Origin of the sequence: Arthrobacter sp. KN11-1C, assembly GCF_052180225.1 — a bacterium.
In the GTDB taxonomy this organism is placed as follows: domain Bacteria; phylum Actinomycetota; class Actinomycetes; order Actinomycetales; family Micrococcaceae; genus Arthrobacter.
In genome coordinates, this window is record NZ_CP197467.1 from 1,566,976 (window position 1) to 1,591,355 (window position 24,380).

The 24,380-nt window shown below is 63.2% G+C and carries 25 protein-coding genes; 20 read left to right on the top strand and 5 right to left on the bottom strand.

Annotated features, from left to right (window positions below; genetic code table 11):
- The first annotated feature begins 117 nt into the window (after positions 1 to 117).
- From prfA to ACSBOX_RS07340, 4 genes are read left to right on the top strand one after another with little or no spacing between them, the layout of a single operon-like run.
- Complete coding sequence (gene prfA / locus ACSBOX_RS07325; RefSeq protein WP_284984695.1) at positions 118 to 1,191, top strand: peptide chain release factor 1; 1,074 nt, start codon at positions 118 to 120, stop codon at positions 1,189 to 1,191.
- Positions 1,192 to 1,209: 18 nt separating this feature from the next.
- Positions 1,210 to 2,082: a peptide chain release factor N(5)-glutamine methyltransferase gene (gene prmC / locus ACSBOX_RS07330; protein WP_442545443.1), complete on the top strand. Its 873-nt coding sequence runs from the start codon at positions 1,210 to 1,212 to the stop codon at positions 2,080 to 2,082.
- A 12-nt stretch (positions 2,083 to 2,094) separates the two neighbouring features.
- Entirely contained in the window at positions 2,095 to 2,940 is an 846-nt protein-coding gene (locus ACSBOX_RS07335; protein ID WP_442545444.1) for an L-threonylcarbamoyladenylate synthase, read from the top strand.
- A complete protein-coding gene (locus ACSBOX_RS07340; protein ID WP_442545445.1) occupies positions 2,937 to 3,740 on the top strand; it encodes a WecB/TagA/CpsF family glycosyltransferase in 804 nt (267 codons plus the stop codon). The genes ACSBOX_RS07335 and ACSBOX_RS07340 overlap by 4 nt, the downstream gene beginning before the upstream one ends.
- A 4-nt stretch (positions 3,741 to 3,744) precedes the next feature.
- Here the strand turns inward: ACSBOX_RS07340 and ACSBOX_RS07345 are convergent, their stop codons facing one another.
- Entirely contained in the window at positions 3,745 to 4,641 is an 897-nt protein-coding gene (locus ACSBOX_RS07345; protein ID WP_078108471.1) for a glycosyltransferase, read from the bottom strand.
- 212 nt (positions 4,642 to 4,853) lie between these two features.
- Here ACSBOX_RS07345 and ACSBOX_RS07350 point away from each other — a divergent pair, with 212 nt between their 5' ends.
- From ACSBOX_RS07350 to ACSBOX_RS07415, 14 genes are all read left to right on the top strand, one after another.
- A complete protein-coding gene (locus ACSBOX_RS07350) occupies positions 4,854 to 5,963 on the top strand; it encodes an MraY family glycosyltransferase (RefSeq protein WP_442545446.1) in 1,110 nt (369 codons plus the stop codon).
- Positions 5,964 to 6,092: 129 nt separating this feature from the next.
- The gene (locus ACSBOX_RS07355; RefSeq protein ID WP_415983739.1) at positions 6,093 to 6,581 is read left to right on the top strand and encodes a hypothetical protein; all 489 of its coding nucleotides are present in this window, start codon (positions 6,093 to 6,095) and stop codon (positions 6,579 to 6,581) included.
- Positions 6,568 to 6,906, top strand: coding sequence for a hypothetical protein (locus tag ACSBOX_RS07360; RefSeq protein ID WP_442545447.1), 339 nt, complete (start codon positions 6,568 to 6,570; stop codon positions 6,904 to 6,906). The genes ACSBOX_RS07355 and ACSBOX_RS07360 overlap by 14 nt, the downstream gene beginning before the upstream one ends.
- 81 nt (positions 6,907 to 6,987) lie before the next feature.
- Positions 6,988 to 7,788 (top strand): F0F1 ATP synthase subunit A, encoded by an 801-nt coding sequence (gene atpB / locus ACSBOX_RS07365; protein ID WP_442545448.1) that lies wholly within the window; start codon positions 6,988 to 6,990, stop codon positions 7,786 to 7,788.
- 82 nt (positions 7,789 to 7,870) lie between these two features.
- The gene (gene atpE / locus ACSBOX_RS07370) at positions 7,871 to 8,089 is read left to right on the top strand and encodes an ATP synthase F0 subunit C (protein WP_028264751.1); all 219 of its coding nucleotides are present in this window, start codon (positions 7,871 to 7,873) and stop codon (positions 8,087 to 8,089) included.
- A gap of 54 nt (positions 8,090 to 8,143) precedes the next feature.
- Positions 8,144 to 8,704: a F0F1 ATP synthase subunit B gene (locus ACSBOX_RS07375; RefSeq protein WP_442545449.1), complete on the top strand. Its 561-nt coding sequence runs from the start codon at positions 8,144 to 8,146 to the stop codon at positions 8,702 to 8,704.
- Positions 8,704 to 9,531: a F0F1 ATP synthase subunit delta gene (locus ACSBOX_RS07380; RefSeq protein ID WP_442545450.1), complete on the top strand. Its 828-nt coding sequence runs from the start codon at positions 8,704 to 8,706 to the stop codon at positions 9,529 to 9,531. The genes ACSBOX_RS07375 and ACSBOX_RS07380 overlap by 1 nt, the downstream gene beginning before the upstream one ends.
- An 83-nt stretch (positions 9,532 to 9,614) precedes the next feature.
- Positions 9,615 to 11,252 (top strand): F0F1 ATP synthase subunit alpha, encoded by a 1,638-nt coding sequence (gene atpA / locus ACSBOX_RS07385; RefSeq protein ID WP_234748626.1) that lies wholly within the window; start codon positions 9,615 to 9,617, stop codon positions 11,250 to 11,252.
- A gap of 93 nt (positions 11,253 to 11,345) precedes the next feature.
- The gene (locus tag ACSBOX_RS07390) at positions 11,346 to 12,233 is read left to right on the top strand and encodes a F0F1 ATP synthase subunit gamma (RefSeq protein WP_078108479.1); all 888 of its coding nucleotides are present in this window, start codon (positions 11,346 to 11,348) and stop codon (positions 12,231 to 12,233) included.
- A gap of 86 nt (positions 12,234 to 12,319) precedes the next feature.
- Complete coding sequence (gene atpD, locus ACSBOX_RS07395) at positions 12,320 to 13,774, top strand: F0F1 ATP synthase subunit beta (protein WP_078108480.1); 1,455 nt, start codon at positions 12,320 to 12,322, stop codon at positions 13,772 to 13,774.
- A 1-nt stretch (position 13,775) separates the two neighbouring features.
- The gene (locus ACSBOX_RS07400; protein WP_059387616.1) at positions 13,776 to 14,060 is read left to right on the top strand and encodes a F0F1 ATP synthase subunit epsilon; all 285 of its coding nucleotides are present in this window, start codon (positions 13,776 to 13,778) and stop codon (positions 14,058 to 14,060) included.
- A 10-nt stretch (positions 14,061 to 14,070) separates the two neighbouring features.
- Positions 14,071 to 14,502, top strand: coding sequence for a DUF2550 domain-containing protein (locus tag ACSBOX_RS07405; RefSeq protein ID WP_442545451.1), 432 nt, complete (start codon positions 14,071 to 14,073; stop codon positions 14,500 to 14,502).
- Between the two features lie 5 nt (positions 14,503 to 14,507).
- On the top strand, positions 14,508 to 15,779 hold the full coding sequence (locus tag ACSBOX_RS07410; RefSeq protein WP_442545452.1) for an alpha/beta hydrolase: 1,272 nt from the start codon (positions 14,508 to 14,510) through the stop codon (positions 15,777 to 15,779).
- Between the two features lie 68 nt (positions 15,780 to 15,847).
- Positions 15,848 to 18,340, top strand: a complete 2,493-nt coding sequence (locus ACSBOX_RS07415) for a bifunctional lysylphosphatidylglycerol flippase/synthetase MprF (RefSeq protein ID WP_442545980.1) — start codon at positions 15,848 to 15,850, stop codon at positions 18,338 to 18,340.
- Positions 18,341 to 18,481: 141 nt separating this feature from the next.
- Here ACSBOX_RS07415 and ACSBOX_RS07420 read toward each other — a convergent pair whose 3' ends face one another.
- The 3 genes from ACSBOX_RS07420 to nucS form a co-directional block, all read right to left on the bottom strand.
- The gene (locus tag ACSBOX_RS07420) at positions 18,482 to 18,685 is read right to left on the bottom strand and encodes a cold-shock protein (protein ID WP_028264741.1); all 204 of its coding nucleotides are present in this window, start codon (positions 18,683 to 18,685) and stop codon (positions 18,482 to 18,484) included.
- A 321-nt stretch (positions 18,686 to 19,006) separates the two neighbouring features.
- The gene (gene nagA / locus ACSBOX_RS07425) at positions 19,007 to 20,254 is read right to left on the bottom strand and encodes an N-acetylglucosamine-6-phosphate deacetylase (RefSeq protein ID WP_442545453.1); all 1,248 of its coding nucleotides are present in this window, start codon (positions 20,252 to 20,254) and stop codon (positions 19,007 to 19,009) included.
- A gap of 64 nt (positions 20,255 to 20,318) precedes the next feature.
- Positions 20,319 to 21,014, bottom strand: a complete 696-nt coding sequence (nucS, locus tag ACSBOX_RS07430) for an endonuclease NucS (protein WP_059387620.1) — start codon at positions 21,012 to 21,014, stop codon at positions 20,319 to 20,321.
- Positions 21,015 to 21,071: 57 nt separating this feature from the next.
- On the opposite strand from nucS, the gene ACSBOX_RS07435 reads away from it, so the two are divergent.
- Both ACSBOX_RS07435 and ACSBOX_RS07440 read left to right on the top strand, forming a co-directional pair.
- Positions 21,072 to 21,404, top strand: a complete 333-nt coding sequence (locus ACSBOX_RS07435; RefSeq protein WP_442545454.1) for an ATP/GTP-binding protein — start codon at positions 21,072 to 21,074, stop codon at positions 21,402 to 21,404.
- A 697-nt stretch (positions 21,405 to 22,101) separates the two neighbouring features.
- Positions 22,102 to 22,896 carry an alpha/beta hydrolase gene (locus ACSBOX_RS07440; RefSeq protein WP_442545455.1) on the top strand — a complete coding sequence of 265 codons (795 nt, stop codon included), beginning with the start codon at positions 22,102 to 22,104 and terminating at the stop codon, positions 22,894 to 22,896.
- A 35-nt stretch (positions 22,897 to 22,931) separates the two neighbouring features.
- Here the strand turns inward: ACSBOX_RS07440 and ACSBOX_RS07445 are convergent, their stop codons facing one another.
- Positions 22,932 to 24,122, bottom strand: coding sequence for an AI-2E family transporter (locus ACSBOX_RS07445; RefSeq protein WP_442545981.1), 1,191 nt, complete (start codon positions 24,120 to 24,122; stop codon positions 22,932 to 22,934).
- Positions 24,123 to 24,380: the final 258 nt, after the last annotated feature.

Genomic DNA, 24,380 nt, shown 5'->3' on the forward strand with positions numbered 1-24,380 from the left:
AATTCCTGGCCGGCAGCAACGCGGGGTCAGATACGGCCCATCCGTGGCCTCGGCATGGGCCGTAAGTGACCCCGCGTTGCAGTTATTAGACTTGTAGAAGTCGAAAGAGGTTTGAAAATGTTTGAGTCCGTACAGGGATTGCTTGACGAACATGCTGCTATCCAGGCGCAGTTGAGTGATCCTGCTGTTTATGCCGACCAGGCTTTGGCCCGCAAGTTGGGACGGCGCTCTGCCCAGTTGCAGGGCATCGTTGAGGCGTACAACCGTTGGCACGGGCTCATGGACGATCTTGAGGCGGCAAAGGAAATGGCTTCCGAGGACGCCGAATTCGCTGCCGAGGTAGACGAAATCGAAGCGAAGCTTCCGGCAGCGCAGGAGAAACTGCGCAGGCTGCTGATCCCGCGCGATCCCGACGACGCCCGCAACGTCATTCTCGAGGTCAAGGGCGGCGAAGGCGGCGACGAAGCTGCGCTCTTCGCCGGAGACCTGCTGCGCATGTACATGCGTTACGCGGAGTCCCGCGGCTGGAAGACCGAACTCATCTCGGCCACGGAATCGGACCTGGGCGGTTACAAGGACGTCCAGATGGCCGTCAAGGGCAACTCGAACGATCCCGCGGAAGGCGTGTATGCCCGCTTGAAGTTCGAAGGCGGCGTGCACCGCGTCCAGCGCGTTCCCGTCACCGAATCGCAGGGCCGGATCCACACTTCCGCCGCCGGCGTACTCGTGCTCCCGGAAGTGGATGAGCCCGAAGAGCTTGAAATCAACCAGAACGACCTGAAGATCGACGTCTACCGGTCCTCGGGTCCCGGTGGCCAGTCCGTCAACACCACGGACTCGGCAGTCCGCATCACCCACCTCCCTACGGGCATCGTGGTGGCCATGCAGAACGAAAAATCCCAGCTCCAGAACCGCGAAGCCGGCATGCGCGTCCTCCGTGCCCGCATCCTTGCCCACCAGCAGGAGCAGATCGACGCCGAGAACTCGGCCCAGCGCAAATCCCAGATCCGTACCATGGACCGTTCCGAGCGCATCCGCACGTACAACTTCCCGGAAAACCGGATTGCCGACCACCGTACCGGCTACAAGGCCTACAACCTCGACGCCGTCATGAACGGCGACCTGGAACCGGTCATCCAGTCGGCCATCGAAATGGACGAACAGTCGCGCCTGGATGCCCTGGGCGAGTAACAGCCTGCAAGGATCCTGATGACGCTCTTTCCGGGCCAAAGCCTCGCCGACGCCGTCCGCGAGGCCACAACCATCCTGTCCGACGCCGGAGTCCCTACTCCGCGCGTGGACGCGGAACTCCTCGCGGAACATCTCCTGGGCGTCGGCCTCGGGCGGCTACGTGCCATGTTGCTCGGAGATTCCGCAGCCCCGGAAGGGTACGCGGACCTCGTGGCCGAACGGGCACAGCGCGTTCCGCTGCAGCACATCACCGGCGTCGCGCATTTCCGCTACCTCACGCTTGCCGTGGGTCCGGGCGTGTTCATTCCGCGGCCCGAAACGGAATCCGTGGTCCAGCTGGTCATCGACCACCTCCAGGGTCTCCCGCATCCCAAAGTGGTTGATCTTGGCACCGGCTCGGGCGCCATTGCCGGTTCGATCGCCCACGAAGTGCCCGGAGCCGAGGTCCACGCCGTCGAATTCAGCACCTTCGCCCACGCGTGGGCCACCAAGAACCTGAAGCCGCTCGGGGTGAAGCTCGTGCAGGGCGACCTCCGCAATGCCTTGCGCGAACACGACGGAACGTTCGACGTCGTCGTTTCCAATCCGCCCTACATCCCGGCTGAAGCCATTCCCAACGAACCCGAAGTGGCGCTGCACGATCCGCCCGAGGCGCTGTACGGCGGGGGAGCGGACGGAATGGAGCTCCCGACGGCGGCTGCAGCCTCGGCTGCCCGGCTCCTCAAGGGCGGCGGCTTCTTCGTGATGGAGCACGCGGAGGTGCAGGCAGGGTGGATTTCCGAACACTTGAAGTCGGCCGGCTGCTGGACCCAGGTCACCACCCACCTCGATCTCAACGGCAAGGAACGTGCCACGAGCGCAGTGTTGGCAATCGCTGCCTCCGGGAAATGAAAGAATAGCGCTGTGACCACAAGCTACAACTGCACGTCAGAGGAACAACGCGCCGAAGGCCTGGAGCATGCGCAGCGCGCCATCAGCGAGAAAAAGTGTGTCGTCATGCCGACGGACACCGTCTACGGCATTGCCGCCGACGCGTTCTCGCCGCAAGCCGTGACCATGCTGCTCGTCTCAAAGGGCCGCGGCCGCCATATGCCGCCCCCGGTGCTGATCCCGCGGATCAACGCGCTGGACGGGCTGGCCACCGATGTATCGGAAGAAGCCCGGAAACTGGCGGAAGCCTTTTGGCCCGGCGGCCTGACGCTGATCTTCCACGCCCAGCCGTCCTTGGACTGGGACCTGGGGGAGACCCGCGGAACCGTCGCTCTTCGCATGCCCGACGACGCCATAGCGCTTGAACTGCTCAACCGCACCGGACCGCTGGCAGTGTCCTCGGCCAATCGCACCGGCCAGGCCGCCGCGCAGACAGCAGCCGAGGCGAGGACCCAGCTTGCCGAATCGGTCGAGGTGTACCTCGAAGGCGGCTTCCGGCCGGTCGAAGGAACCGAGTCCGTACCGTCCACGATCGTCGACGCAACCACCTTGCCGCTCCGCGTAGTGCGCGATGGTGCCATTTCCCTGGAACGCCTGCGCGACGTTGTCCCCGGAGTGCTGGCCCTCGGAGAAACCGCGCCCGAACCGGCCGTGGAACCGGAGCCGGAAACCGCGCCCGAGGCTGCCGAGCAGCAGGAGACGGCGCCGGAGACGGCGCCCGACGCGCAAGCCGAGACCCCTGTGCCTGAGACCCCTGTTCAAGCCGAGACCCCTAATCTTGGCGAAAATGCTGTTCACACGGAGACCAGGGCCGAATGAGCCTGGTCCGGGATCGTGTTCCCCTTCTGGACGTAGACGTCACCGCCTTGTGCGCCGACGAACTCATCGAGGCCATCAGCGGGTACGTTTCGGACGGCACCACCAAGGTTGTCCTCGGGCACAATCTGCACAGCGTCACGTTGTTTCATTCGAGCCCGGACTTCCGCCGTCTCTATGAACGCAGCGATGTGGTGCTCATGGATGGGGCGCCGGTCGCGATGCTTTGGGGACTTGGGCGCCGCGGAGCTTCACGTGACGATGCTGCCGGGTTGATGGAATACCGTTTGGGTTCCACGGACTGGGTGCCGGCGCTCGGCGGCGTGGAAGGGCTGCGCCGGATCGCCGTCGTCGGCGCCGGCCCCGAAGCCAATAGCAAGACAGTGGAGCGCCTCCGCGGAATCGTGCCCGGCGCCGAGGTGTCCGGTCGGCCCGGCGAGAATTGGAACGATGCCGGCGAAGAGGCCGCCGTCGCCTGGCTGGCGGAATTCCGCCCGCAGCTCGTCCTTCTTGGCCTGGGAATGCCGCTGCAGGAATCGGTCCTGCACCGGCGCCTGGACGAGCTTCCGCCAGCCGTCTACTGCACAGTCGGCGGGGCTATCGAGCAATTGGCGGGCCTCCAGAAGCTCGCTCCCCGCTGGCTGGGCCGCCTCGGGCTCGAATGGGCCTGGCGGCTCGCGCTGCACCCGGGACGCGTCGCCTACCGGGTCTTCGGCGAGCCGTGGGTGCTCCTCGGCCTGCTGGTACGCCGTCGGCTTTCCTCCAAGAACCGCGAGGCCGGAAGACCACGCCGCGCCCGCTAGGCCGCTAGAACTTCTGGTCCTCCAGCGGACCGAAGCCCTTGTCCCGCAAACCTGCGGAGAATGCCCGGAACCACTCTGCGAGCCCGCGGAAGTCACCCCGGGGGAGGAAATAGCCCAGGTAACCTCCGACGTCGGCCACCATCGACTTCCCGCGGCGGTAGCGGCGGATCAAGTAACCCCGGTTGCGGTAGTAGAAGTAGCGCTTGAACGCTGAATCCGGCACGATCACATGCCAGCGGGCGCCGAACACGTGCTTTGTCTCGGAGAACGCATGCGGGTGGGTGATCCATGCCGTCGCGACTGTGCCGAAGCGTATCCCGGCTTTCCTGAGGCGGATCATGAAGTCCACCTCGTCGCCGCGGATGAACAGCCGGATATCCGGCACGCCCACCTTGAAGAAGACGTTCGAACGGATGAGCGCCCCGTTGAAGAAGTGCCCGACGTCGGGCAGGAACCCCGCTTTTTCGACTTCGGCCCGGTCGTGGGTCACTTTGCCGTCAATCCGGAAGAAGAACGAGAGCTTGTCCGGGTGCCCGGGAGCGACGACGAGCGGGACGACGGCATCGAGTCCGCGCGCCTCCGCTTCGCGAACCAGGGTTTCGAGGCATGCGGGATCGCCGGGCTCGGCGTCGTCATCCATGATCCAGACCCATTCGGCGCCGCTGGCCACCGCCTTGAGGATCGCAAGGGCGAAGCCGCCCGCCCCGCCCAAGTTCGCCTCCGAGCGGACGTAGTCCACCTTCGGATGGCTCGACGCGAGCTCCCGCGAAGGGGTGGTTCCGCTGTCCACGAGGCAAATGGTGTCCACGGGCATGGACTGTTTGTTGATAGCGTCGAGCAGGACTGCTAGCTCTCCGGGGCGGTCAAAGGTCACAGCCGCAACGGCAACGGAGACAGTCATGTAGGGTTCCTTCCGGGCAGTTGCGGGGAGGTCTTCCCGGCTCGCCCTAGGGGCGCGTGAAACGGAGCAAAGCCGCCGTTGCCGCTAGTATCTTGACAGAGTCCAACTGTAGTACAGCAATATTCGGCGGTGCGCAGAGGTGTTGCGGGTGTTGTGCCGGCAGCTAGTCGCCAGGGACAAAATCCACCACCACCGCCAACAGGAGCCGCCACGTGATCATGTATTCGCTCATGATGCTCACGGCTGCCGTCGTGTCGTATCTCGCTACGTGGGTAGCCCGCCAGATGGGTAACAAACTTCGGCTTTTTGCCCCCATCCGCAGCCGGGATATGCATTCAGTCCCGATTTCCAGGCTCGGTGGCCTGGGGCTCTTCGCGGGCTTCGCCATCGCCCTCTTGGTAGCCAGCAATTCGTTCTTCGTGAAGGACATCTTCCACGGGAACAGTGCGCCGTGGGGGATCCTGGCAGGTGCCCTGGTGATCGTCGCGGTCGGTGTTGCCGACGACGTGATGGACATCCGCTGGTGGGTCAAGCTGATCGGCCAATGCACTGCGGCGACGATCGTTGCGGTCTGGGGCGTGCAGATGTCCGTGGTTCCCTTTGTTCCGGAGCCCCTACGGATCGAGGCGGAACCGTTGCGCATCGTCCTGACCGCACTCGCGATTGTGACCACGATGAACGCGGTCAACTTCATCGATGGACTTGACGGCCTGGCTGCGGGAGTTGCAGCCATCGGCGGGGCCGCATTCTTCCTGACGGCGTACTGGGTCCACCGCAATGCCACGCTGACCGACCGCTCGGACCTGGCTGCGCTGCTGATGGCCATCACCGTGGGTTGTTGCATCGGTTTCCTGCCGCACAACTGGTTCCCTGCGAAAATCTTCATGGGCGACTCCGGCGCCATGCTCCTGGGCCTCGTGATGGCTTCGGCCGGCGTGGTTTCCACGGGCCAGATCAGCTCAGGGCTTTACGACCGCGCCAACGGTATTCCTACCATCGTGCCCATCCTGTTGCCGTTCGCGATCCTGTCGCTACCGTTGCTGGACCTCGGCCTTGCGGTGTTGCGGCGAACGGCACGGGGCCAATCGCCCTGGTCGGCGGACCGCGGACACTTGCACCACAAGCTCATCGAACTCGGCCACACCCACCGCACGGCGGTGCTCATGATGTACGTGTGGACCTGCATTCTGGCGTTTGGGGGCCTCGCCTTTGCCATCTTCCCGTGGCAGATGGTCCTCACCGTCGACATCGTCGCCGCGCTGATCATGGCCGCAGTGACAGCATGGCCGTACTTTGCCCGCAAAGGGCGCGCCGCCCGGTAGACGGCGTGTGACAAAGGCGTTAACATCACAGTTCTATCTCATGTAGAATTCTAGGGCGGACAGTCACTCGCCCGCGCACCCACCCTTTTTGAGAATTTGGCATTTTTTGCCACGACGATTGGCATCCCCATGACCTCCAACGCCGGCGGACAGCAGTCCGACTCGAGCGGCGTTGCTGCCCCCCGCTCCACGTCCTCGCTGTGGCTGCGGCTTCTTTTCCTCAGCTCGACGACGGCGGTAGCGGCCCTCGCGGCGACGTCGGTTGTCGCGGTGGTCATGAACGGTGGCGTGGGCGTACTTTCCGCTGTATTCGGCGGGGCACTGGTGATGGCCTTTTTTGCCATCAGCCTCCTGATCGGCCACTTCGTCGGGCGGGATAATCCTTCCGGCGCGGTCGGCCTCTTCGTTGCCAGCTACTTTGTCAAGGTCGTTGGCTTCGCGGTGGTGCTGTTCGTCTTGGGCGCCCCCGCATGGCTGCACGGACGCTGGTTCGTGATCGGCGCCGTCGTCGCCGTCGTCTCGTGGCAAGCCGCCGAAATCTACGGCTTCAGCAAAGCCCGGCTCCAGATCTACAACGACCCCGCAGCGGGCAAAGGAGGCGACGATGTCCACTCCTAGGAACAAGCGCCGCCCGGCCACGCCCCACGCCGGAAAACCCGGTCATTCCGCTGAGCAAGCGAGCGACGGAAGCGACGGCGGATACAACGCCGGCATCGCCGTCTTTAGCTATATTGTTGGCGGAATCATAGTCTGGAGTTTGATAGGCTGGGGTCTGGATAATCTGTGGGGGACTCGCTGGATTGTGCTCCTTGGCGCTCTGCTTGGAGCCGCAGGAGGGTTCTATCTTTCCCATATGCACGGCCTCACCAGTCATCGATCTTCTACCGGTGAGAGCAAAGCAGACAGTGGTCCGTCCCAGGACGGGAACAGTAATGCCAAATAATTTCACACGGGAAATGGCTGCAAGAAACGCGGCCGGATCCTCAACAACGCCCAATGATGGACACTGCAGAGAGGAAACGCGTTGATCGCGCTTGCGCTCCCGGCCCAGGATTCAGGGACCTTCACTCCTCCCGGAATCGACCAAATGCATCTCCCGGCTATCCTGCCGTGGGGTGCGAGCGATGGCTTCTCCAAGCAGATGTTGCTGGTGATCCTGTCGGTCGTCCTTATCGCTACATTCTTCATCCTCGCTGCGCGCAAGCAGCAGCTGGTTCCCGGCAAGCTGCAGTTCGCAGGCGAGATGGCCTACGGCTTCGTCCGCAACAGCATCGCCAAGGACATCATCGGCGGACGCGACTTCATGAAGTTCGTGCCGCTCTTGTTCTCCCTCTTCTTCTTCATCCTGGTGAACAACATCTACGGCGCCATTCCCGTGATCCAGCTTCCGAGCTTCTCGCACGTCGGCGGGGCCTATGTGCTGGCCGCAGTCGTGTACGTCACCTGGATCGGCATCGGCATCAAGAAGAACGGCTTGAAGTACTTCAAGCTGGCTACCGTCCCGTCCGGCATTCCGTGGCCCATCCTGATTATCGTCGTACCGATCGAGATCATCTCCAACTTCATGGTCCGCCCGGTCACCCACAGCCTGCGTCTCTTCGCGACGATGATGGCGGGGCACCTCATCGTGATGATCGCCGGCTCCGGCATCGAGTTCCTCGTCATGCAGGAGAACGTCCTCCTCAAGGGCGCGTCCGTGCTGGTGCTTGCTGGCGCCGTCGCCATGTACATGCTCGAAGCGCTGATCATGGTGCTGCAGGCGTATGTCTTTACCCTGCTGACTGCGATTTACATCGAAGGCGCACTCCACGCCGACAGCCACTAGGCACAACCCCTCAATCTTCCCCCTCGGGGGTTGAAGCAAACCAAACAACCTGCCGCGAGTGCGGCATCTTGAAAGGAAAACAATGAACGGCGATATCAACGGCTCCCTTAACCTCATTGGCTACGGTCTCTCCGCAATCGGCGGTGGTATCGGTGTGGGTCTCGTATTTGCTGCTTACATCAACGGTGTTGCACGTCAGCCGGAAGCCCAGCGCGTGCTCCAGCCGATCGCGTTCCTTGGTCTGGCTCTGACGGAAGCCCTCGCCATCCTCGGCCTGGTCTTCGCTTTCGTTCTCAAGTAAACCGCTAAGAACCAAGCGAACATTCAGAACCGAGTAGATAAGGACGGGTGAAACATGAATCAGCAGATCATCTCAGCCGCCGCTCAAGGCGCCGCCGAGTCGGCTAATCCGCTCGTTCCCAACGTCTGGGAAATGGGCGTCGTGCTCGTCGGCTTCGCGATCCTCTTTTACATCGTGGTCAAGTTTGTTGTCCCGATGTTCGAGAAGACCTTTGCCGAGCGCGCAGAGGCGATTGAGGGCGGCATTGCCAAGGCTGAAAAGGCCCAGGCAGAAGCTTCTGCAGCTCTTGAAGAGTACAAGCAGCAGCTCCACGATGCCCGCGCCGAAGCCAACCGCATCCGCGAAGAAGCTCGAGCCGAAGGTGCCCAGATCCTCGCGGAGCTGAAGACCAAGGCAGCAGCCGAGTCGGCTCGCATCACCGAGCAGGCGTACGCCCAGATCGAATCGGAGCGCCAGGCGGCTGTTGTCTCCCTGCGTTCCGAGGTGGGCACCCTGGCCACGACTTTGGCAGAGCGCATCGTTGGCGAAACGCTCAGCGATGACGAGCGTGCCGCCCGCGTGGTGGACCGCTTCCTCGCAGATCTGGAGACCCAGAGCGCAGGTGCAGCTAAGTAATGGCAGGTGTATCGAGCGAATCGCTGACCACAGCGCTGGAGCAGTTGGAAGCCACGCTTCCGACGGCCTCGCTGCAGTTGGCTAAGGACCTCTTCGGAATCCTGGGAACGGTGGACAGCTCGGCTGGCTTGCGCCGCGCCCTGACTGACCCCTCCCGCAGCGGAGAAGAAAAGTCGGCGCTGGTCAAGCAGCTGGTTGGCGGGAAAGTCTCCGCTGATGCTGCGGAAATCGCGAGCGGATTGGCCAGCTCACGCTGGGCATCGGCACGCGATATCGGCGATGCACTCGAGACTCTTGCCGCCACGGTGGTCATCGCCGTGGCTGAAAACAAGTCGGCCGTTTCTGCCTCCGGAATCACGGGGCTGGAAGAGCTGGAAAACGATCTGTTTGCTTTCAACCAGGCCGTCGCTTCCAGCCACGAGGTACAACGTGCCCTGGGAGAGTCGCAGGCAAGTGCTGCGGCCAAGATCAGCCTGGCGGAGAAGCTGGTTCCTGGCGCAAGCCCGGAAGCCAAGCTCCTCATCGGCCAGGCTGTGTCGCAGCCGCGCGGCGTCAAGCCGAGCAAGCTCGTCGACAATTTCGCCAAGCTTGCAGCCAAGCGCCAGCAGCGCTGGATCGCAACTGTCCGCGTTACCCGTCCGTTGACGGATGCGCAGGCCAGCCGCCTGCAGGCCGGGCTTGATGCCCTCTACGGCCGCGAGTTGAAGGTCAACGTCAGCGTTGATCCGACTTTGATCGGTGGAATCCGGGTCCAGGTGGCAGACGAAGTGCTTGACGCTTCCGTCGTAGCCCGCCTGTCCGAGCTCCGCCGGCAACTTGCCGGCTAGCCAGACAAGCACAACTTAACTGATACAAAACCCGGTCATCGTGAGCAACGATGATCACGAAAACAGGAGAGCAGGGACTGCAGATGGCCGAATTGACCATCAACGCCGACGACGTCCGTAATGCGTTGAACGAGTTCGCGGCGTCCTACGAACCCGGAAACGCAGAGCGCGTAGAGGTCGGCCGCGTGACCGCCGCAAGTGACGGCATCGCCCGTGTTGAGGGCCTTCCCTCGGTCATGGCGAACGAGCTGCTTCGCTTCGAAGACGGCACCCTGGGCTTGGCCCAGAACCTCGACGTCCGCGAAATCGGCGTCATCATCCTCGGTGACTTCACCGGCATCGAAGAAGGCCAGGAAGTCCACCGCACCGGTGAAATCCTGTCCGTCCCGGTGGGCGACGCCTTCCTGGGCCGCGTAGTCGACCCGCTCGGCATGCCGATCGACGACCTCGGCGAGATCAAGGCCGAGACCACCCGTGCACTGGAACTCCAGGCTCCGGGCGTGACCCAGCGTAAGTCGGTCCACGAGCCGATGCAGACCGGTCTCAAGGCTATTGACGCCATGATTCCGATCGGCCGTGGCCAGCGCCAGCTGATCATCGGTGACCGCCAGACCGGCAAGACCGCCATCGCCGTGGACACCATCATCAACCAGAAGGCCAACTGGGCTTCGGGCGATGTCACCAAGCAGGTGCGCTGCGTTTACGTCGGTGTCGGCCAGAAGGCTTCCACCATCGCTGCCGTCCGCCAGACCCTGGAAGACCACGGCGCGCTGGAATACACCACCATCGTGGCGTCTCCGGCATCCGACCCGGCCGGCTTCAAGTACCTGGCTCCGTACGCCGGCTCGGCCATCGGCCAGCACTGGATGTACGGCGGCAAGCACGTACTGGTGATCTTCGATGACCTGTCGAAGCAAGCCGAGGCTTACCGTGCAGTGTCCCTGCTGCTCCGCCGCCCGCCGGGACGCGAAGCGTACCCGGGTGACGTTTTCTACTTGCACTCCCGCCTCCTGGAGCGTTGTGCCAAGCTCTCCGACGAGCTGGGTGCAGGCTCGATGACCGGTCTTCCGATCGTCGAAACCAAGGCAAACGACGTCTCGGCCTACATCCCGACCAACGTCATCTCCATCACCGATGGCCAGATCTTCCTGCAGTCGGACCTCTTCAACGCCAACCAGCGCCCCGCTGTTGACGTCGGTGTGTCCGTGTCCCGTGTTGGTGGTGCGGCACAGGTCAAGTCCATGAAGAAGGTCTCCGGTACCTTGAAGCTGGACCTGGCCCAGTACCGCGACATGCAGGCGTTCGCGATGTTCGCGTCCGACCTCGACGCCGCTTCACGCCAGCAGCTGACCCGTGGCGCCCGCCTGATGGAACTGCTCAAGCAGGGCCAGTACTCGCCGTTCCCGGTCGAGGACCAGGTTGTATCCATCTGGGCCGGTACGAAGGGCTACCTGGACGATGTTCCGGTTGAGGATGTCAGCCGTTTCGAGTCCGAGTTCCTGGAGCACCTCAAGCACAAGTCCTCCATCCTGACCACGCTGGCGCAGACCAACGTCCTGGACGACGACACCGCTGAAGCGCTGAAGTCCTCGATCATCGACTTCAAGAAGGGCTTCTTCGGAGAAGGCGACAACCGTTTGGTTGGTGCCGGCCACGAAGAGCACGAAGCGATTTCCGGTGGCGAAGTCGACCAGGAAAAGATCGTCAAGCAGAAGCGCTAGAGCATTGGTTCCCGGGCCTGCGGTATCCGCAGGCCCGGGGCCTTCGCCAAAGCCTTAGCCGCTGATCCATCGGGATCTTAGGAAAGGAAATGTATGGGAGCCCAGATCCGGGTCTACCGCCAGAAGATCAGCTCGACGACGTCGATGCGCAAGATCTTCAAGGCGATGGAACTGATCGCTACCTCGCGCATCGGTAAGGCCCGCGCCCGCGTTGCAGCTTCGACGCCCTACGCAAACGCGATTACCCGTGCTGTTTCTGCTGTCGCAAGCCAGAGCGAAATCGATCACCCGCTAGTCACCGAGCCGGAGCAGATCCGCCGCGCCGCAGTCCTGGTCATCACCTCGGACCGTGGCTTGGCTGGTTCTTACTCCGCAAGCGTGCTCAAGAAGGCCGAAGGTCTCAACGAGCTTCTCCGGGCAGAGGGCAAGGAAGTCAAGACCTACCTGGTTGGCCGCAAGGCGCAGGCATATTTCGACTTCCGCAGCCGTTCGTACTCCCGCGTGTGGACCGGCGGAACCGACGCACCGGAATTCGAGACTGCCAAGGAAGTCGGCGCCGCTCTTCTCGAAGAGTTCGCCAACGACTTCGCTGAGGGTGGCGTGGATGAGATCCACGTCGTTTACACCCGCTTCAAGTCGATGGTGACGCAGGAGCCCACGGTTGTCCGTTTGCTGCCGCTCGAAGTTGAAGAGCAGGCGGTCACTGAGTCCGAGCTTCTGCCGCTGTACGAGTTCGAACCGGAATCGGAGCAGGTGCTTGACGCACTGCTTCCGCGTTACATCGAGTCCCGCATCTTCGCAGCAATGCTGCAGGCGGCAGCTTCCGAGCTCGCCGCCCGCCAGCGCGCCATGAAGTCGGCAGGCGACAACGCGACCGAATTGATCAAGAAGTACACGCGTCTGCGCAACACGGCCCGCCAGGCTGAGATCACGCAGGAGCTTTCCGAAATCGTGGCCGGCGCCGACGCCCTGAACGCGTAGTTGCCGGTGCATGGTTCGGCGCAAGCCACACCTGCACCAAATAGATAAACTTAACCCCACGCCATCTACTGAGTGAAGTGAGAGAGATGACTGCCACCGCTACCGAGCACGCAGCCGCAACGGCCGGCGCCACCGGCCGCATTGCCCGCGTCATCGGCCCGGTTGTCGACGTCGAATTTCCGGCTGACGCAATCCCGTCGATCTACAACGCACTCACCACCGAGGTAACCCTCAACGGTGAGACCAAGACCATTACGTTCGAGACCTCCCAGCACCTGGGTGACAACCTCGTCCGTGCCATCTCCCTGCAGGCCACCGACGGACTCGTCCGCGGTACCTCCGTGCAGGACTCCGGCTCCCCGATCTCCGTGCCTGTCGGCGACGGCGTCAAGGGCCACATCTTCAACGTTCTCGGCAAGCCGCTGGACGTCGAAGAGTCCGAGATCAACGCGGACGCATACTGGCCGATCCACCGCAAGGCTCCGTCCTTCGCGTCCCTCGAGGGCTCCACGGAGATGCTCGAGACCGGCATCAAGGTCATCGACCTCCTCACCCCGTACATCAAGGGTGGAAAGATCGGCCTGTTCGGTGGCGCCGGTGTTGGCAAGACCGTTCTGATCCAGGAAATGATCACCCGTGTGGCCCGCAACTTCGGTGGTACTTCGGTATTCGCCGGTGTTGGCGAGCGTACTCGTGAAGGCAACGACCTCTGGGTTGAAATGGAAGAGGCAGGCGTCCTCAAGGACACTGCCCTTGTCTTCGGCCAGATGGACGAACCGCCGGGAACGCGTCTGCGTGTGGCACTGTCGGCACTGACCATGGCGGAATACTTCCGCGATGTCCAGAACCAGGACGTGCTGCTCTTCATCGACAACATCTTCCGCTTCACTCAGGCCGGTTCCGAGGTCTCCACGCTGCTCGGCCGCATGCCGTCCGCTGTTGGTTACCAGCCGAACCTCGCCGACGAGATGGGCCTCCTCCAGGAGCGCATCACCTCGACCAAGGGCCACTCGATCACGTCGATGCAGGCCATCTACGTGCCTGCTGATGACTACACCGACCCGGCTCCGGCAACGACCTTCGCACACCTCGACGCGACCACGGAACTTTCCCGTGAAATCGCCTCCCGTGGTCTGTACCCGGCCGTTGACCCGCTGACGTCGACGTCCCGCATTCTGGACCCGCAGTACATCGGCAAGGACCACTACAACACGGCTGTCCGCGTGAAGCAGATCCTGCAGAAGAACAAGGAACTCCAGGACATCATCGCCATCCTCGGCGTTGACGAACTGTCCGAAGAAGACAAGATCGTCGTGTCGCGTGCACGCCGCATCCAGCAGTTCCTGTCCCAGAACACCTACACCGCCAAGCAGTTCACCGGCGTCGAAGGCTCCACCGTGTCCATCAAGGACACCGTTGAAGGCTTCACGGCGATTTGCGACGGCGAGCTTGACCACATCGCAGAGCAGGCGTTCTTCAACGTCGGTGGCCTGGATGACGTCGAGCGCCAGTGGGCCAAGATCCAGGAACAGACCAAGTAGTATGGCTGAGCTCGAGGTTGAGATTGTCGCAGCGGACCACTTCGTGTGGTCCGGTGCGGCCAAAATGGTCAAGGCCCGCACCAGCGATGGTGAAATCGGGATCCTGCCGGGCCACTCGCCGCTCCTCGCCATTCTGGCCGCGGGCGAGCTGGCCATCGAGCCGGTTACCGGAGACCGCCTGGCAGTAGTTGTGGACGGCGGATTCTTCTCCGTCGACAACAACCGCGTGGTGATCGTCGCTGACAACGCCCAGTTGGGCGATTCAGCTACTGCGGGGATCCGATAGCAAGACCTTGATGGACGATTCTGCTATTCCGTTCATCGCCTTGGCAACGGCGTTTGCGTTGCTGATCTTTACACTGTGCCTCGTCGGGGTGCGCCGCTTCAATTTGCGGCGCGCCCTGGGCACGGTCGACGCCTCCATTTGCACGGCTGGAAACAGCTGGCGGATGGGGGTTTGTCGTTATCAGGACTCGGAGCTTGAGTGGTTCCGCCTGTTGTCCCTCAGCTTCCGTCCGAAACACAGCTTCCGCCGCAGTTCCTTGGAGCTCCTTGGCCGCCGGAAGCCAACGGAGGAAGAGCTGACGAGGCTCCAACCCGACGTCGTCGTCGTCGAACTCCTACATGAAGGCCAGCGGTTCATGCTGGCGATGAGATTTGATGCCTACGCCGGGTTGTCGTCCTGGCTCGAGGCCGGCCCTGTGGTGGGCGTCGGCACCTGGCGCTGAGGCCAGTGGACTTCCTCTACAACGTGAGGCTTGTTGATGGTCCGTTCTATTGGACCGTTCTTGGCGCGGGAGTTGCCGGGAGTGTCTTCCTCCTCCTGCGACGGGACCGGCCCTGGTTGCTTTCCATCGTTCTTTCGCTTGCCGCGGCGAGCGGTGTGGTCGCCGTCATCCACTGGCTGCTCGTCAATGTCCTTACCGTGTTCCCCGAGGACCTCCCCATCGATGTCCTCGTGTGGTCCACGGTTGCTTTCTCTGCGTTGGCCCTTTTCCTTTTCCGGCTCCGTGGTTCCTCCTGGCGTGGAAGGAGCGCCGCAGGGGTTTCGTTCGTCTCCGTGCTGCTCCTCTCCGCGCTACAGATCAACAGCTACTTCGGGCTCAACCACACGGCTGCCGATCTCTTCGGCCACAACGTGGGGCGGATCCCCGAGCTTGAGGCGGGATTCAAAAGGGGTGTTGCCGGAAACACCCCGGGGGCCGCGCTGAACGGAGGTGTTGTCCGCAGGGCGTCGATTCCCGGAATTGAATCCGGATTCACGGCCCAGGACGCTTTCATCTACCTGCCGCCGGCCTACCTGGCTACCGACCGCAGCCAGCTACCCGTCCTGGTTCTCTTTGCCGGCCAACCGGGACGCCCCGCCGATTGGCTGACCGGCGGGTTGCTGGAGCAGAACATGAATTCCTTCGCCGCACGGCACGGAGGCGTGGCACCCGTCGTCGTCGTGGTCGATCCAAACGGTTCCGATACCGCAAACACCATGTGCATGGATAGCCGGATCGCGCATGCCGACACCTACCTCGCGATCGATGTTCCTCGCTGGATCAACTCGACGCTCGAGGTTTCCGCCGACCCAGGAAAGTGGGCCGTCGGCGGGTTTTCCTTCGGTGCAACCTGCGCCGTGCAAATGACCACGCTGCATCCTGAGATCTACCCTTCGTTCATCGCCTTCTCGGGAGAGCGGGAGCCTTCGCTCGGTCCTGATCGCGGGCGGACCATCCAAACCGCATTCGGCGGCGACGCTGCGGCCTTCGACGCCCTGACGCCGTTGACCCTGATGAAACAACGTAGCTACGACGGCCATGCAGGCTACTTCGCCGTCGGGGCCGCGGACAGCGAATTCGTCCGTTTCGCCACCGAGCTGGCGGCAGCCGCCCGCACCTCCGGGTTCGACGTCAGGCACGCTTCGGTTGCCGGTGCCGGACATTCGTGGGCCGTGGCCGTGAAAGAGCTTCCCTCGGCGATGGAATTCCTGGCCCCTCGATGGGGACTCGTTCGATGAGCACCCAGGAAGCCCAGTTGTCCAAAGAGCAGGTGCCTGAATCCGAAGATGCCAGGCCCGCCCGGAAGATGGTGGCGGTCCTCGCCCGGGCCATGCTTGGCAACGTGGCTGCCCATATTGGCGCGATCCCCTTCACCGTGATTGTGCTCGCGCTGTACTTGCTCACGCCGGCGATCTTCGACCCCGATCTCGGCTACGGCCCTGATGCGTTGCGGCATCTCTCGAGCGTGAGCGGTGGGGGATTGAAGGCGGGGGACTGGTGGTCCATCTGGACATCCATGTTTTTCGCCGCGAACCCCTTTGACTACGTCACGAGCTCGTTGTTGTTTGTTGTGCTTTTGGGTGCTTCAGAGCGGAAGCTCGGGTGGTTCCGCACGGCGGTGGCCTTCCTTGGCGGCCAGTTTGCGACGGTCACCGCCTTTTTGCTGGTGGTCCAGTTGGCAGCCTACGCCGGCGACGGCTGGCTGGGGCGGATGATGGATGCGAAGACCTCCGGACCCCTACCGGCAACCCTCTTGGTCTCGATGGCGGCAAGTGGCCTCCTCCCTACTCTGTGGCGTCGGCGCCTGAGGGCGACAGTCCTTTCCTTGGCGCTGCTCTTGGTCCTGTACGTAGGCGACCCCTCGGCTGTCATGGCCCTGACCGGGGCGCTGCTGGGGCTGGGGACCGGTCTGTGGCTCCAACTCGACCACGGCATTCAACCAAGCCACCGTGCCACGAGGCGTGAAACGCGAAACCTGCTGTCGCTCATGGTGGCGATTTTCGGCGTCGGGCCTTTGGTGGCGGGCGCCGTGAGGAGCCCGGCGGGGCCGCTGGCGCTGCTCCGCGAAATGGTCCTGAACCCTGTTCCGACGCTCAACCAATTGCAGGCGAACTGCGGTGGCACTGTGGATATCAGCTGCCTGGAACTCGGACGCCAGGGCTATCCCGGGCCGGCCGGCGTTGCCCTCGCAGTGGTACCCGCGCTGCTTCTCCTGATCTGTGCGGTGGGCATGCGCCAAGGAAGGCGCTTGGCGCTGAAAATCGCCATCGGCGTGCAACTTGGCGTGGTGGCGCTGTCCTTCGCCTACCTCGTGTTGTTTGCCAGCATCCCGCATTTTCCAGGCCGGGGCCGCACCGTCGTCATGGGCTCCGCGGTGTTCCACATCCTGACCCTCGCTTTGGTTCCCCTGATCCTGGCGGTTCTGCTTTTCCTGTTCAGGGGCAACTTTGTGGTCGGCTCGAGGGCGCCGCTCCGCCGGAAGATGGCGTGGCTGGTTGGCAGTACCTGGCTTATCTTGGCGAGCGGATACACCGGGGCCTGGCTCGGCTCGGGCGGTTTGGCGCACGACGGCGGCATCCTGGGTCTCGGTGCGGAACTCGCCCGGCAGTACCTTCCCTTGCCCATACCCACGGCCTTCGGCCGGGTGTTCGCGGACCGAAGTGCCGCCGAGTCATTGCTCTTCGCGTGGTCGGGAATCATCTTCTGGCTTGTGGCCCTCGCAGCCGTGTGGACGCTGCTTCTCAAACGGCAGCACGGTCCCGACGGCGATGATCCCGCTCGACTGGCGGCCAGGGACCTGGTGAAACGGGGCGGGGAGTCGCTTTCCTGGATGGCGCTATGGGAGCCGAACAAGTTCTGGTTCACCCCCGGAATGGACGCCGGAATTGCCTATCAGCAGCATGGGAACGTGGCACTGACCCTCGCCGGTCCGTTCGGTGATCCCGCACAAGCCGCAGCCGCGACCGAGGGTTTTCTGGACTACTGCGCGCACCATGCATTGGTGCCGTGCCTCTACTCCTGCACGGAGGAATTGTGGCCCATGCTGCAATCCGCGGGATTCCGCAGGATTGCGGTCGCACAGGAAACCCGGCTCTCTATCCGCGACCTCGAATTCACAGGCAAAGCATGGCAGAACGTGCGCACGGCCAAGAACCGTGCGGTGAAGGCCGGCGTTCTGGCCCGGTGGGGGCGCTATTCGGAGTTCCCGCAACACCTTCGCTCCCAACTCGGCGAGGTGTCGGAAGAGTGGGCCGCCAGGAAAAAGGTACCCGAAATGGGCTTTACCTTGGGTTCCCTCGACGAGCTGATGGACGATGAAGTGCTTTGCTGCGTCGCCGTCGACGGCAAAGGGTTTGTCCACGGGGTCACCAGCTGGCTCCCCGTGTTTCGCGACGGCCAGGTGATCAGCTGGACATTGGACTTCATGCGGCGGCGCAGCGACGCCTTCCCCGGCCTCATGGAATTCATGATTGCCTCGGCAGTCCACCAGTTGCGGCAGGGAGTGGAGGTCATATCCCTGTCGGGCTCGCCTTTGGCGGGGGAGACCGAGGAATTCTCCAGCGGGGAAGCTGGCATGGCGGGCATTCTGGACCTCGTCGGAAGGACCTTGGAGCCTGTTTACGGATTCCGCTCGCTGGCCCGCTTCAAATCGAGGTTCCAGCCGGAGTACCGGACTTTGTATATGTACTACCAGGACAGCCTGGAGATTCCCGCGATCGGCGCCGCGCTAAGCCGGGCATATTTGCCTGGGCTGTCCGTTCGGCAAACTGCGAGGCTCCTCCGCACCCTCGTCGCCTGAACACCCAACTGACTCGCATTTGTTGTCGTTTTGACGCCCCATAACGACAACAAATGCGAGCTAGTTGGGAAGGGAAAAGGGGTCCCGCACGTGTGCGGAACCCCTTCGTTGAATCCTGCGCGCAGAATTCAGGCAGTCAAACTAGACGGCGGTTACGCCGGTGGCCTGCGGGCCCTTTGCGCCCTGACCGATCTCGAACTGAACACGCTGGTTCTCGTCGAGGGTGCGGAATCCGCCGGTCTGGATCTCGGAGTAGTGGACAAAGACGTCGCCTTCGGCGTCGTCCGGGGTGATGAAGCCGAAGCCCTTTTCAGCGTTGAACCACTTGACGGTGCCCAGTGCCATTTTTGTTTCTCCTCATTGTGGAACTATTAAGTCCGGCACACCGCGTGCCGGCCTTGGTTACTCCGCGAGAAGACCTGGTATTCCGTCCAAGCAAGGCCTGGGTGGCTTCGCAGGAGCTTCACGCTCGCAACACGTCTTGCGAGCATGAATCACACCTACACAAAGACTGCTACAACACTTTCATGACGAATACTGGAGGTCAACGGTCTGCTGGGGAATTCCGACAAATTTTAAGTAAAAAGAAGGTAACGGAAGAAAGCGCGGCTGCGACGGGATCCGCCATTGGATGCCTGCGAATTCGGCCTTTGCGGGCCAATCTCCCTAAGCCAGCCAATCACCATTGCGCAATACACCAGCGAGTTGCAGTTCCTTGTCCACGACGACGAGATCGGCCCGCAGGCCCCGCCGAAGGCCGCCAAGTTCATCGGAGAGGCCTAGGACCGCGGCGGGAACCGCCGTCGCCGAGGCAATCGCGTCGGCGAGCCCGACGCCGGCTTCCACGGTGCGCCTGACGACGTCGAGCATGGTGGCGGTGCCACCCGCGATGGAACCCGTGGCATCCAAGGTAGCGACGCCGTCCGTCACGGTCACCGGCGAGGGGCCCAGCATGTAGTTTCCGTCGGAGAGTCCGGCCGCCGCCATTGAATCGGTGACGAGGACAACGTTTGAGGCTCCTACCAGCTGAAAGACGGTCACGACCGTGCTGGGGTCGAGGTGCGTGCCATCCGCAATCAGTTCAACCACGGCTTTGCCTTCCTGGGCCGTGCGAAGGGAGGCGGCCACGGGGCCAGGTGAGCGGTGGTGCATGGGAGGCATGCCGTTGAACAAGTGCGTGACAGTCGGCAGCGAGCTGACGCCGTCAAAACCGGCGGATTCCAAGCCCTCCCGAGCCGCAGTAAGGGAAGCGGCCGCCGTCGCGTCGTCGCAATCCGTGTGGCCAAGAGACGGCGTTACCCCGTGGAACGTCATCAGGTCCACGAGTGCAGCGGCGCCGGGAAGCTCGGGGGCATAGGTCATGGTGGCGAGTTTGCCGGCAGCGGCTTCAACCAGCTCGGTCATGAGGTCCAGGTCAGGCTCGAGCAGATAGGCGGGATTCTGCGCGCCGCAGCGGGCGTGGGAGAGGAAGGGTCCTTCCAGATGGATTCCCGCCACGAGTCCTTCATCGGCCAAGCGCACGAAAAGCTCGATGCCGCGAAGCAAGTCCTCCCGGGGCGCCGTGACCATGCTGGCGAGGAGGGTGGTGGTCCCGGATCGGTGCAGGAAATCGATGGCCTTGCGTGCCGACGATTCATCGCCTCCGGGGAAGTCGCCTCCATTGCCGCCGTGGCAGTGGACATCCACGAATCCGGGAACGATGTACCGTTCCGCCGGGAAATCGGTCCGGGGAGTTTCCTCGAACCCTTCGAAGGCTTCCTCGTGGAATTCGGCGGCCGGTCCGGCGAAGGCGATGCGGTCGTCCTCAACGGCCACCAGGCCATCTTCGATCACCGCACCGTCGCTGACGATGGTTCCGGTAATCAGGTGGCGCACAGGCGCAGGAGAAGATGCAGGCCGGTCTGGGACAGTCATGCTTTGATTCTAGTTGCCGGGGGCCGCGCGTGACCCGGGTTACCCGGGATGAAGGCCCGGACAGCTAGAACAGGCGCGACTCGCTGTCGTCCACGCCGCGCATGGCGTCATAGTCCAGGGTGACGCAGTCGATTCCGCGGTCGTTGGCAAGGACCTTCGCCTGCGGCTTGATCTGCTGGGCGGCGAAAATGCCCCGCACCGGCGCCAGCAGGGGATCCCGGTTGAGCAGTTCGAGGTACCGCGTGAGCTGCTCGACGCCGTCGATGTCGCCGCGCCGCTTGAGTTCGACGGCGACTGTCCTGCCGTCGCCGTCCCGGGCGAGGATGTCCACCGGACCGATGGCAGTGAAGTACTCGCGCCGGATGAGCGAATAGCCTGCACCAAGGGTTTCGATCTGCTCGGCGAGCAGTCGCTGCAGATCGGCTTCGACGCCGTCCTTGATGAGTCCGGGGTCCGTGCCGAGGTCGTGGGACGTGTCGTGGAGGTGCTCGTAGATGTTGATGATGAGCCGGTCATCGGTCTTGGCCGACTGCACGGTCCACTGTTCCACCACGCCTTCTTCGACCTCGGTCTCCTCCGGCGTGGTCACCCGCAACGTGGCGGGCGGGCTCATCCAGTTCAACGGCTTGTACGAACCGCCGTCGGAGTGCACCAGCACGGAACCATCGGATTTGACGAGCAAAAGCCGGGTGGCAAGCGGGAGGTGGGCCTTGAGGCGGCCAACGTAATCAACGGAACAACGGGCTATGACGAGTCGCACCCGCTCCACTTTACTTCCTCTGCCGCGCGCAACTGGCGACTGGGGCAGAATGGACTCATGCCCCGCTCCAACCGCCCCCGACGTACCGAATCAGCCAAGGCAAGCTGGAGACGGACAGGCGAGTCGCCGGAACTGGATCTGGAACGTGCCCGTTCGGGGATTGCCGGCAGGGAAAGCGCCCCCGACGGCGACTGGATGGTCCGGACGATGACCGCACGGAATGCTGAGAAGACCTACATCTGCCCCGGTTGTTCGATGGCCATCATGCCCGGAATCGCCCATTTGGTGGTCTGGTCCGAAACGCACCTCTTCGGCGATGCCGCAGGCCTGGCGGAACGCCGGCACTGGCACAACAACTGCTGGACAGGCCGAACCTACAGGTACCGCTGAGCACTTAAGCCGCCGCGCCGCCGTCGGAGTGTCTGGAGGACACCCTCATGTGTCGGTGACACCGAAACGGGCTGGTGACACCCGGATATGAGTGTCACCAGCCCGTTTGCGCAGCTCCGGCGCGTCTTGGCGATGATTTTCCCCCTGTCGATAGAGGTGGCGCCGCTGAATCTCCCCAGCTTTGGCCGGTGTGCGGCCCCGGAATCCTCGGAACGACAGAGATTCTGGACTGCGGCAACGGCCAAAAGTGGGGAAACCACGACGACGGCGCTGCCCCTCCGCCGTCAGACCCCTGGAGGACACCCACATGTGTCCGTGACACCGAAACGGGCCGGCGACACCCGGATATGAGTGTCACCAGCCCGTTTGCGCAGCTTCGGCGCGTCTTGGCGTTGGTTTCCCCCTGTCGATAGAGGTGGCGCCGCTGAATCTCCCCAGCTTTGGCCGGTGTGCGGCCCCGGAATCCTCGGAACGACAGGGATTCTGGACTGCGGCAACGGCAAAAAGTGGGGAAACCACGACGACGCCGCCGCACCTGAGCCGCCCCTCCGCCGTCGGACCACTGGAGGACACGCACATGTGTCGGTGACACCGAAACGGGCCGGCGACACCCGGATATGAGTGTCACCGGCCCGTTTGCGCAGCACCAGCCCTCCTGCGCGTCGCTTGACGGCGCCGAGCACTTAAGCTTGGAAGCATGAGTTTCGATCCTGCTTCCCTCGTTTTCAGCCAGCCGGAGTCTGCCACGGACATCAGGGCGTCTACGGTATTGCCGGCGCGCCGCGAGAACGTGGAGTTCCTCACTGAGGACGGCAAGTTGCTCGTGGGTGAGCTGGCATTGCCGGAATCCGGCGAGATTTCGGCGACGCTCATCACGCTGCACCCCTTGCCGACGCACGGCGGTTTCATGGATTCGCACGTCTACCGGAAGGCGTCCTATCGGCTTCCCGCGCTGGCCGGCGTCGCGGTTCTGCGCTTCAACACACGGGGGACCCATTCGCCCCGGGGTACCAGCCAAGGGCAGTTCGACGAGGGAATCGGTGAACGTTATGACGTCGAGGCTGCCGTTCGCTTCGCAGTGGAACGCGGGCTTCCGAACCGCTGGTTGGTGGGCTGGTCCTTCGGCACCGAGTTGGCCTTGATGTACGGGGCCATTGAGCCCGTGGCTTCCCAGATAGAGGGTGCCGTCCTGCTGTCCCCGCCGCTGCACCGGGCGACGGATGTGCATTTGAAGGAATGGGCTGCTTCGGGAAAGCCGCTGACGGTCCTGGTTCCGGAGCACGACGACTACCTTCAGCCCGCCGAAGCCGCCGAACGATTCAGCGTGGTGCCCAAGGCCCGGGTCCTGGGGATCGATGGCGCCAAGCACTTGTGGGTCGGAGAGAAGTATGCGGCGCGGGTTTTGGACGAGATCGTGGACGACGTGACGGAAGCAGGCGCCGGACCGGATGGCCTGCCGCGCCACTGGTCAGGCCCAGTGGCAACGGCCTAGCAACGGTCTAGTGGCCGCCGTCCAGCGGCAACGGCCTAGTGCCGGTCCTGGCGGGCGATGAAGACTTCCTTGAGCAGCAACATGATGGCCGCCGCCGTCGGGATGGCAATCAAGGCACCGAGCACGCCCAGTAGGCTGCCGCCCGCGATCACCGAGATCACGGCAACAGCACCCGGGACGGCAACGGCTTTCTGCATGATGCGCGGAGAGATGAAGTAGGCCTCGAACTGCAGGTAGGCGAAGTAGCAGATGGCGTAGATGACGGCGGTCTGCCAGCCCGCGGTGAGGGCCACCAGAATGACCACGACGGCGGCAATCAGGCCGCCCACCAACGGAATGAACGCAAGCAGGGCAACCACGAAGGCCAGCAGGACGCTGAAAGGAATGCCCAGGATGCTCATGACGATGAAGGCGAACACGGCGTTAAGCAGGGCCACGCACACTTGGCCGATCACGTAGTTGCCCACCGAGCGGGTGATTTCTTCGGACAGCGCCTCCACCCGGGGCCTGCGCGACCGCGGAGCGAGCCGATATCCCCATCTCTTCATGGCAGGCAGTGCCCCGAGGAAGTAGAGACTGAGGACCAGGACGATCAACGTCCCGAAGACCCCGTTGGCCACCGTGGATCCGAAACCGACGACGCCGCCGAAGATGCCGCCCATCGCGTCGGGGTTCTTGACGAACTTGTCGAGTTCCTGGCTGATCTTGTCGCGGACGCCGAATTGGCTGTCCAGGGAGCGGAAGAAATCGGAATCCACGAAGCTGCGGATCCAGTCCGGCGCCTGCCGCACGATCTGCGAGACCTGTTCCACGATGGTGGGGATGAGGGTGGCGAAAAACGCCGCCACTCCGGCAACGAGGACGCCGACGGCGATGACCACGCCGGCAGGGCGCGGAACCTTGCGGTTTTCGAGCCATCGGACCACGGGGTCGAGTCCCAAGGCAATGAACAGGGCCGTGACGATCCACAACAGCAGCTGGGCGGTATTGGTGCCAATGTAATACAGCATGAGGGCGACGCCCACCCCGGCCGTGCCCATGAATCCGAGATACAGCGGGTGTTGCGCGGACATCCTCGGGCCGGGGGAACCGAAGCGCTGACCGTCGGAGTCATCCAGGGCGGGCTCGGTTGCGGCGTCGTGCTCAAGCTCGGGAGGCATTTCGAAACGGACCCGTGGTTGGGCGCCCGGAATGGGCTGGCGAAGGCGGCGGACGAAGGACGCCATCAGGCCCTCGCCGTGATCCTTGCCGTCCTGGGCAGAACCGCTGGCCAAGCCGTCCGGGCCGGTCCCCGGTCCTTGTTCGGCGGGAGTGGGATCCTTGCGCTCTTTCACGTGTTTCAGCTGCCTTTTCGTTCCGCGGTCAGGCTCGGGGAGCGCCCGACGCCATGTTGTTCGACACACTATCAGCCTGCCGGAATTGGCGAATTCTAGAGGTTGAGCAGCGCGTCGGGAAGCCCTTGGGGAGGACCCCGAACTGACTCT